Source organism: Gemmatimonadota bacterium, assembly GCA_026705765.1.
Taxonomy (GTDB): Bacteria; Latescibacterota; UBA2968; order UBA2968; family UBA2968; genus VXRD01.
The window spans coordinates 1-5,271 of sequence record JAPPAB010000016.1 but is presented as its reverse complement, the minus strand read 5'-3'; the positions used below and the strand labels follow the sequence as shown (position 1 = coordinate 5,271).

5 protein-coding genes are annotated in these 5,271 nt (G+C 46.9%); 3 read left to right on the top strand and 2 right to left on the bottom strand.

Annotation, left to right across the window (positions count from 1 at the left end; genetic code table 11):
• Positions 1-415 precede the first annotated feature (415 nt).
• Positions 416-1,447, top strand: coding sequence for an NAD-dependent epimerase (locus tag OXH16_02010; protein ID MCY3680142.1), 1,032 nt, complete (start codon positions 416-418; stop codon positions 1,445-1,447).
• Positions 1,448-1,527: 80 nt separating this feature from the next.
• On the opposite strand, the gene OXH16_02005 is transcribed toward OXH16_02010, so the two are convergent.
• Both OXH16_02005 and OXH16_02000 read right to left on the bottom strand, forming a co-directional pair.
• Complete coding sequence (locus tag OXH16_02005; protein ID MCY3680141.1) at positions 1,528-1,716, bottom strand: hypothetical protein; 189 nt, start codon at positions 1,714-1,716, stop codon at positions 1,528-1,530.
• Positions 1,717-1,735: 19 nt separating this feature from the next.
• Positions 1,736-2,767 (bottom strand): pentapeptide repeat-containing protein, encoded by a 1,032-nt coding sequence (locus tag OXH16_02000; GenBank protein ID MCY3680140.1) that lies wholly within the window; start codon positions 2,765-2,767, stop codon positions 1,736-1,738.
• A gap of 424 nt (positions 2,768-3,191) precedes the next feature.
• Here OXH16_02000 and OXH16_01995 point away from each other — a divergent pair, with 424 nt between their 5' ends.
• Positions 3,192-4,559 (top strand): hypothetical protein, encoded by a 1,368-nt coding sequence (locus OXH16_01995; GenBank protein MCY3680139.1) that lies wholly within the window; start codon positions 3,192-3,194, stop codon positions 4,557-4,559.
• A 181-nt stretch (positions 4,560-4,740) separates the two neighbouring features.
• Positions 4,741-5,271 (top strand): hypothetical protein (locus OXH16_01990; protein MCY3680138.1); only part of this gene is annotated, 531 nt, incomplete at its 3' end.

Genomic DNA, 5,271 nt, shown 5'->3' with positions numbered 1-5,271 from the left:
GCAGGTGAATTTTTGGACACGCGCAAGATGTTGATCTTGAAGTAAATCTGTAGCGTTTGAGTCTCCTTATAAGGACAGCTCACGCACGCTATGAATGTTGTGGGTAGGAGACCTGAGGAGCGTATTTAGCGGCTTGGTCAATGGGTTGAAACCGATGTGCTGAGCCGTTAAATAGCGGAGGTACGCATAAACGCCATCAGCAAAATAGCTGATGGCGTTTTTCGTGTTGGGCTTCTGTGTCGCAAGTCATCAGATCAATACTTCGCGCTGACGCGAGATGTAATTTAAGATGGTTCGTTGACACCCTTTTGGCTCTGGACTATATTGTGGATAATCGCGACAGGGCATGTGTTGAAGACCTGTCCTCAAAAAAACTCTATCGGAGAGATTATATTTTGTATTGAAAGGATAAGTATTGAACACGACCGATATTGCGCGACGCGTACTCGTAACAGGTGCTGCGGGATTTATTGGCTTTCATCTCTCCAGACGACTGCTCGAAATGGGTCATTCGGTAGTCGGATTGGACAATGTAAACGACTATTACAACACCCAGCTCAAAGAAGACCGCCTATCTATCCTGAAGCGGGAAAGCGGATTCAAATTTGTCCGCATGCACCTCGAGGACGAAGCGGGGGTAGCAAACCTCTTCCGCGCAGAAAACTTTTCTCATGTCATCAATCTCGCAGGTCAGGCGGGTATGCCTTATAGCCTCAAAAATCCCCAGGCCTTTGTCAAAAGCAATGTCCTGGGCTTCCTCAACATCCTGGAAGGCTGTCGCCATTGCGGCATCCAACATCTGGTCTATGCCTCGTCGAGTTCCGTTTATGGCTTGAACGCCACCACGCCTCATGGCGTCCGTCAAAACGTCGATCATCCGATCAGCCTTTACGCAGCGACAAAAAAATCAGATGAACTGATGGCCCATGTGTATAGCCATCTATACGGCATCCCGACTACGGGATTGCGCTTTTTCTCTGTGTACGGACCCTGGGGACGTCCGGATTTTGTCGCCTACTTGTGGACCAAAGCCATATTGGAAAATCGACCCATCAAAGTCTATAATCACGGAAAAATGCGCCGCAGCTTTACGTACGTCGGCGACATTGTCGAAGGCATAGTTCGCCTACTGTCAAATCCCGCAAAGCCAGATACCAAATGGACGGGAAAATGTCCCGATCCAGGATCGAGTTCCAGCCCGTATCGAATTTACAATATCGGTAATCACAACGTCATAGAACTGGAGTATTTTCTCTCGCTATTAGAGGACCTGCTGGGCAAAAAAGCCATCCGAAAAGATTTGCCCATGCAGCCTGGAGATGTACAGGACAATGCAGCAGATGTATCGGATCTCGTGCGAGATGTGGGCTACAATCCCTCAACGTCCATAGAAACAGGACTTGCAAATTTTGTCGCGTGGTACAGGGACTATCACAACGTGAAGTAAATGTGGGATGTGCATATATATAATGAAAAAGAGCGAGTCTTTTTTAACTCGCTCTTTTTTTATGTACCACTCATGTCCTCTTACTTCTTAAACACCTTTAGTTCTGCATCCAGATTATAGAGATGATGTTCTGATTCCGTCAACCTGGTCAACTTGTCGTAGTCTATAGCGGCAACGTGATCAATCCTGAACTCCTCCAAATCACGACACAGTTGTGCGATCTGCTTTCTCAGATTGGCGAGTGCTGTTTGATTTACGCCGGTTGCCATGTGGTCCTCCCATTTTATTTTAGTTTCTAAACTTTCTGACTATCGACTTGACAATATTGGGAAAAAGGACAGCGTAAAACGAACTTTGTAAATCCAATGCTTGATCTAAATTTTTGATATTGCGCTCGATTATTGCCAGCATATATCGTTCGTATATTTGCATCGCTGGATACCTTTGAAATCCCTCTAATAACTCATCTTCCACCTCTGGCAATTCAGTCTGCAAAAAATGAACCAGACCATTGTAACAGGGTCTATGATCGGGTTCCACAGTTCTGAATTGCTGTCCGAGAATGAAATCGATAATTTGGCTGAATTTATTCCACGATGGGTGATTGCGGAACAATTGATAGACAAGTACAGCCACCAGAGTGTTATTCACAAGTCCCAGAGTAAATCCCGAAAAATCAATATCGTAAGGCAAACGTAACCCAACTGAGGCAGAGCCATCTACCCGCCATTCCATCTGACTGACCTTTACGCCCTGCATATTTGCACCGTGCATGCCAGCTTTTATATATCCTGAAGACATTTCGCCACGACTCATTCGCAGTCCAGTCATATTCCAAAATCGTGCCTGAAAATTTTTAAACGTAGCACCTGTTGCAACTGCTCCAGTAAAATTCGTACCTGTCCCAGTTACACGATTAAAATTTGCATCCTTCAACCTCGCAGCGGTAAAATCTGAGTAGTCGAGCGTTGCCCCTTCAAAGTTGACTCCGGTAAGATCTGCTTGGGCAAAATTGAAGTGCGTTAAATCCTCACCCGAGAAATCCGTCCCTTTCAAATCTGCACCCGCATAATTTTTCTTTGACTCATTGAGCAAGTAGGCTGCTGATACCTTGCCCTTTGTTTCCTTTTCAATATAGTCTGCCAAATTCACGGCGGTTCTGTAATAGAGCCTGTTCGTCTTCCCATTGAGAATTCTGCTCACTGTTTGGCGACTGACGCCTGTTTCAGCCTCAATAACCTGTAGTTTCAGCCAGCTATTCTTTCCATTTTTGCTACTGTTATATAGCTGTTTCAGATGTGTGGCTATCCTATTAGCCACAAACCCATTCACCATCGCGTCCCTCAACTGTGTGAATTGTGTGAAAAGAAATACTCGACAACGAGCATCTAAGAATAGAAATTATTTGTTAAGCCAACTTTTTTAAGGGTTGGTGATACTGTCAGAGGCATACGTTTGCTTTGACGGGTAAAGTATGCCTCTGCTTTCATTCCACACAATAAGCATATTATGTCCCGCAATTCAAGACAAAAATGCAAGGGACAGCAAGGCATCGGAGGTTCTAATGGTAACCAAACAGAAGAAATCGTATCTATGTCCCCTCGCAACGAGAAACTTCCCAATAGAAGACCTGACATGAGCATCGTCATCGAATACCAAAACCGTCATGCTGATAGGCTCAGACATTCTTATGTCCTTCCGTGGCTCATACAGCCCAACGTTCTCAAAGAAAAAAAGGTACTCTATGTTAGTTATTATCAGTGACCTGCATTTGACCGATGGCACATCCGGCCAAACCATTAAAAAAAATGCCTTCAGGATATTCACCGAGCGGATCCGGGACTTGGCATTGGATGCTTCGTTCCGTCAAAACAACACCTATCGGCCTGTAGAACGCGTTGATATCCTCTTGTTGGGGGATATACTTGATGTCATCCGATCAACTGCCTGGTTAAAAAAAGACTCAAAGGCGCGTCCCTGGAGCGATCCTTCAAACGACGCCTTCATCAAAAAGGTACAGGACGTAAGTGACGCAATTCTAAGACATAACGAACCTTCTCTGGTTTATCTCAAAAACATCTCCCAGCACAACGGACTTACCCTGCCGCCGTCCGACGCTACAGGTCAACAACCAAGCTATGAAGAAGACCCGCTTCCCGTAAAGGTCAAAATCCACTATATGGTGGGGAACCACGACTGGTTCTACCACCTTCCCGGAGCTTCGTACGATCCGCTACGACAAAATGTCGTCCAGGCAATCGGTCTGGCCAATGACTACAAAGTGGGGTTTCCCCATGACCCGGAAGAGTCGGCAGAACTCGCTCAGGTATTGCGCGAGCACGAAGTGTCCGCGCGCCACGGCGATATTTACGACGCGTTCAATTTTGCCGAAGACCGCGATGAATCCTCCCTGGGAGACTGCATCGTTGTTGAGTTGTTGAACCGCTTCCCTTTGGAGATCAGCGACCAGATGGGTGCAGAACTTCCCCAAGCCTGTCTCGACGGTCTGCGCGAACTGGATAATGTTCGCCCCTTGACCGCTATCCCCATCTGGATTGACGCCTTATTGCAAAAGACCGGTGTCGCTAAACGCCAGGTCAAAAAGGTCAAAGGCATATGGGACGATTTAGTCGATGACTTTCTCAAATTGGATTTTGTCAAAGACCGCGATTCTTTCTTCAACCCCTGGGACAGTGTAGATAAGCTGCAAATCGCCCTCAAATTCTCCAAAGGTATCTCACTGAGCACGGCTGGTGCTCTGGCGTCCTGGTGGAACGAGCAAATGAGCGGTGGAAATGAATCCTATTATGCCAACGCGGCCAGGGAGAAGGCGTTCAAGAACCGGGAAGCGCGCTACGTGATTTACGGCCACACCCATCATCATGAAATCATCCCGTTGGACGCTTCCTTTCCCAATGAGAAACGCCTCGATCAGATCTACTTCAACTCTGGTACATGGCGGCGGGTCCACCGCATGGCACAGGTAAATCCGGACGAACGGGAATTCATCGCCTACGATGTCATGACCTATCTGGCTTTCTTCAAAGGAGATGAGAGAAAAGGTAGGCCGTTTGCCTGTTGGTCCGGGGCTTTAGGTGAACCCCGCCAGTAGATCAAATTGGTCACTTAATAACGCCAATACAAGCAAGGTTGAAAAGAGAATGAGCTTCACAGGCCCTTTGGGACGAATGTCTCTGCATCACGACTGCCAAAGACTCAAGGATCGGGACACTCAAGGATAGGAGCGCGGACGGCTTCACCCTCAAAATATAGGGCGCTGAAAGGTAATCATAATGCTGGAGATCATTTACAACTGGTTACTCAGTCTGGATGTCGAACCAGAGATAGCTAAAAATTGGATCGCACCTTTATTGGTGGGGCTGTGCATTCTGGCACTCAGTGTGATTGCCGATTTTATCGTGAAGCGCATAGCCCTGCGAACGCTAAAGTACGTGCTTGCAAAAACGCAAATACCCTGGAACGATGCATGTGTGGAGCATCGGGTTCTGGACCGATTGGCACATCTGGCCCCAGCAGTAGTCATCTACCTTTTGGCTGACTTGCCATTTGCAGGAATGACAGCAGAAGATCGCGATTATTACGTAGCGATTATTCGGGATGCTATTTGGGTCATGACCGTGATCATCGGCGTCTGGGTGGTTGAGGCATTTCTGAATGCCGCGCTGTCCGTTTATCAGACATTTGAAATCTCCCGCGAAGTCCCCGGCAAGGGATTTGCGCAGGTCTTGCAAGTGCTGACATATTTTTTTGCCAGCATTTTTATTCTCACAATTTTTTTAAATCGCAGTCCCTTATATTTTTTG